Genomic DNA, 3850 nt, shown 5'->3' with positions numbered 1-3850 from the left:
CCTCCGCCGGATCGCCGTCGTGCTGCTCGGCGGCATCCGCCGCCTCGAGCAGGGCGTCGATCCCTGCCGGGGCCGCGCCACCGGAACGCGCCGGGCGGCGGCGGGCCTTGCGTGCCGGGCGCACCTCGGGGACCTCGACGGTCAGCTCGTAGTGCTCCTTGGCGAAGAAGCCCGCGAAGCCCCCCGACCGGATGCGTTCGGCCTTCACGATCCGTGCATCAGGTCCCGCCTCCTGCCGCACACGCAGCATCAGGGCACGCAGGTCCTCCCCGTCAAGCAGCAAGCGCGGCGGCATCGCTCACGACCCCCACGGTCTCGATCTCCAACCCGGCACCGGTCACCTCCGAGTAGGAGAGCACAGGCAGGTTGGGCAGCGCCAGGACCACGGTGCGACGCAGCGCGGCGCGCAGCGCCGGCGCACACACCAGGACCGCCTCCCGGCCGCTCGCCTCGGCCGAGGCGACGATCGAGCGCAGCGTCCCCAGGACCCGGTCCGCGCGCGCAGGGTCCAGCAGCAGCTGGGCACCGCCGTCGGCCGGGCGGATCGCCTCCACCAGGTGCTGCTCCAGCGTCGGGTCCAGGGTCACCACCCGCAGCACCCCGTCCTGGGCGTACGGGGCGGCCAGGGCCGGGCCCAGGGACTGCCGCGCAGCCTCCACCAGGCCCTCCACGTCCGTGGAGACCTTCGCCCGCAGGGTCAGGCCCTCCAGGATGCGCGGCAGGTCACGGATGGCGACCCGCTCGGCCAGCAGCCCCTGCAGCACCCGCTGCACCTCACCCAGGGACATCATCGCCGGGATCAGCTCGTCGACCACCGACGGGTTCACCTGCTTGACCCCCTCGGTCAGCACCCGCACGTCCTCCCGGGACAGCAGGCGTGGGGCGTTGGCCTCGATGATCGCCCCCAGGTGGGTGATCAGCACGGACACCCGGTCCACGACCGTGGCGCCCACCATCTCGGCGGCGTGCCGCAGCTCGCTGGGCACCCACTTGCCCGGCAGCCCGAACACCGGCTCCACCACCGGGGTGCCACCCACACCGTCCAGGTTGTCGCCCAACGCCAGGACCCGGCCCGACGGCGCCTCACCGCGGCCCACCTCGACCCCCGCGATCCGCACCACGTACGTCGAGCGGGGCAGGTCCACCGAGTCACGGGTCCGCACCGGGGGCACGACGATCCCCAGCTCCATCGCGACCTTGCGGCGCAGACCACGCACCCGGGCCAGGAGGTCCTGGTCGCTGCCGGTGCCCACCAGGTCCACCAGGTCGGGGGCCAGCAGGATCTCCAGGGCGTGGACGCGCATCTGCTCGATCAGCGCCTCCGGCGTGTCCGCCGCCGGAGCGGTCACGGCAGCCGCGGGGTCGACCTCCTCCGCCGCCGCCTCGGCCTTGTCCTTGGCCGAGATCCGCTGGCCCACGACGACCAGGACCACACCCACCAGGATGAACGGCAGCTTCGGCAGGCCCGGCACCAGCGCCAGGGCGATCGCCGTCGAACCGGCGATCAGCAGGGCGGTGCGGCTCTGGGTCAGCTGGTTGCTGGCCGCCGAGCCCATGTCCTCCGACGCGGTGGCCCGCGTCACGATCAGACCGGTCGACACCGCCATCAGCAGGGCCGGGATCTGGGTGACCAGGCCGTCGCCGATCGTCAGGAGGCTGAAGCGCTCCAGCGACTCACCCGCCGACATGCCCATCGTCAGCATCCCGACCCCGAACCCGCCCAGCAGGTTGATGATCGTGATGATGATGCCCGCGATCGCGTCGCCCTTGACGAACTTCGAGCCACCGTCCATCGCACCGTAGAAGTCCGCCTCGGCGGCGATCTCCGCGCGCCGACGACGCGCCTCGTCCTCGTCGATGAGCCCCGAGTTCAGGTCGGCGTCGATGGCCATCTGCTTACCCGGCATCGCGTCGAGGGTGAAGCGTGCACCGACCTCCGCCACACGGCCGGCACCGTTGGTGATGACCACGAACTGGATGACCACCAGGATCAGGAAGATGACCAGACCGATGATCAGCGAACCGCCGATCACGAAGTTCCCGAACGCGTTGATCACCTCACCGGCGTAGCCGTCGCGCAGGACCAGTCGGGTCGACGCCACGTTCAGGCCCAACCGGAAAAGCGTCAGCACCAGCAGCATCGAGGGGAAGACCGAGAAGTCCAGGGGCCGCTTGACGTACATGCTCGTCAGCAGCACCACCAGCGCCAACGTGATGTTGATGACGATCAGGAAGTCCAGCATCCCCGCGGGCAGCGGCACCACCAGCATCATGACGATGCCCACCACACCCACCGGGACGGCGAGCTGGGTGATCTTCTTGCCGGTCATCGCCGGGCCTCCTCGGTGGACGGGCTGGGGATCGAGATCTCAGGGGACAGGGAGCGGGTCACAGGTCTCATGCCGCCTCGGGGATCTCGCTCGGGCCCTCGGGCTGCCTGTGGGTCCCCGCTGCGGCACCACGTCGCCGCAGCGCCATCACGAAGGCCAGGACCTTCGCCACCGCCGTGAACAGGTGGCCGGGGATCTCCTGCCCGAGCTCGCACGCCGCGTGCAGCGCACGCGCCAGAGGCACGTCCTCGACCATGGGCACCCGCTCCGCAGCCGCGACCTCGCGGATCCGCTTGGCCATGTGCCCCGACCCCTTCGCGACCACCCGGGGAGCACCCGTGCCGGGCTCGTAGCGCAACGCCACCGCGACGTGCGTGGGGTTGACGAGCACGACGTCGGCCTTCCCCACCTCAGCGATCATGCGGTTGCGGGACATCGCGATCTGCTTCGACCGGATGGCCGACTTCAGCAGGGGGTCACCCTCCATCTGCTTGTTCTCGTCCTTGACCTCCTTCTTCGTCATCTTCGTCTTCTTCCGGTTGCGCTTGGAGATGACGAGGACGTCGAAGGCGGCCAGGACCAGACCCGCGATCACAGCGGTACGCACGAGGTTCGACACACCACCCGTCGCGGCCCCGATGATCTGGGACAGGGAGTGCATGCCCGAGCCGAGCAGAAGCGGGATCAGGCCCTGGATCACCATGTACAGCACGGCGCCGATCGCGAACGCCTTCAGAGCCGCCTTGACGCCCTGCCACAACGCCTGGACCCCGAACTTCTGCTTCATCCCCTTGGCGAGGTTGAACTGCTTGAACGTGGGCTTCAGCTTCTTCTTCGCGATGTGGATCCCGCCCTGCAGGGCCGAGCCGATCACCGCCGCGAGCACCACCACCACCATCAGCGGCGCCAAGGTCCACATGATCGACCCGAGCCCCTGCCCCAACGCCGTGACCGCCATCTCGGGATCCGGTGCGGAGATGACCTCCTCCACCAGGGCCATCTGGTCCCGGGCCGCGTCGCGCCCGTTCCGCAGGACGAACACCGCCATCAACCCGCCGAACCCGATGCCCAACCACGCCGACAGGTCCTGCGACCGCTGGAGCGACCCGTCCCGGCGGACCTCCTTCATCCGCTTGGGGGTCGCGTCCTCGGTCCGCTCCTGGGAGTTGTCGTCGCTCACCGACCCACCTCCAGCACGTTCGTCACCGCGGTGTCCGTGAGTGCCGAGATGATCTGCGGGAGCGCCAGGAACACCATCGCCGACAACGTGATCGTCAGCAGGATCTTCAACGGGAAGCCCAGCGCGAACGCGTTCAGCGCAGGCGCCACCCGGGTCAGCAGACCCAGACCGATGTCAGCCAGGAACAGGACCACGATCAGGGGTCCGGCGACCTGCAGCGCCGCGACGAACAGCCCGGTGATCCCCCCGGTGACCGCCTGCGCCATCGCCGCCAGGTTCAACGGCACCCCCAACGGCAGGGCGTCGAACGTCCGCGCCAGCCCCGCGATGATCATGTGGT

4 protein-coding genes are annotated in these 3850 nt (G+C 69.9%); all 4 read right to left on the bottom strand.

What is annotated here, in order from left to right:
• Positions 1 to 283: hypothetical protein (locus N869_RS13430; protein ID WP_198026081.1), on the bottom strand; the 283-nt coding region annotated here is incomplete at its 3' end.
• Positions 273 to 2330: a flagellar biosynthesis protein FlhA gene (locus tag N869_RS13425; protein ID WP_035062416.1), complete on the bottom strand. Its 2058-nt coding sequence runs from the start codon at positions 2328 to 2330 to the stop codon at positions 273 to 275. The genes N869_RS13430 and N869_RS13425, both read right to left, overlap by 11 nt.
• A 67-nt stretch (positions 2331 to 2397) precedes the next feature.
• Positions 2398 to 3510 (bottom strand): EscU/YscU/HrcU family type III secretion system export apparatus switch protein, encoded by a 1113-nt coding sequence (locus N869_RS13420; RefSeq protein WP_035062414.1) that lies wholly within the window; start codon positions 3508 to 3510, stop codon positions 2398 to 2400.
• The coding region (locus N869_RS13415) for a flagellar biosynthetic protein FliR (RefSeq protein ID WP_035062413.1) at positions 3507 to 3850 on the bottom strand (344 nt) is incomplete at its 5' end. The genes N869_RS13415 and N869_RS13420, both read right to left, overlap by 4 nt.

Origin of the sequence: Cellulomonas bogoriensis 69B4 = DSM 16987, from assembly GCF_000767165.1 — a bacterium.
Taxonomy (GTDB): Bacteria; Actinomycetota; Actinomycetes; order Actinomycetales; family Cellulomonadaceae; genus Actinotalea; species Actinotalea bogoriensis.
This window is presented reverse-complemented; position numbering and strand designations above follow the sequence as displayed.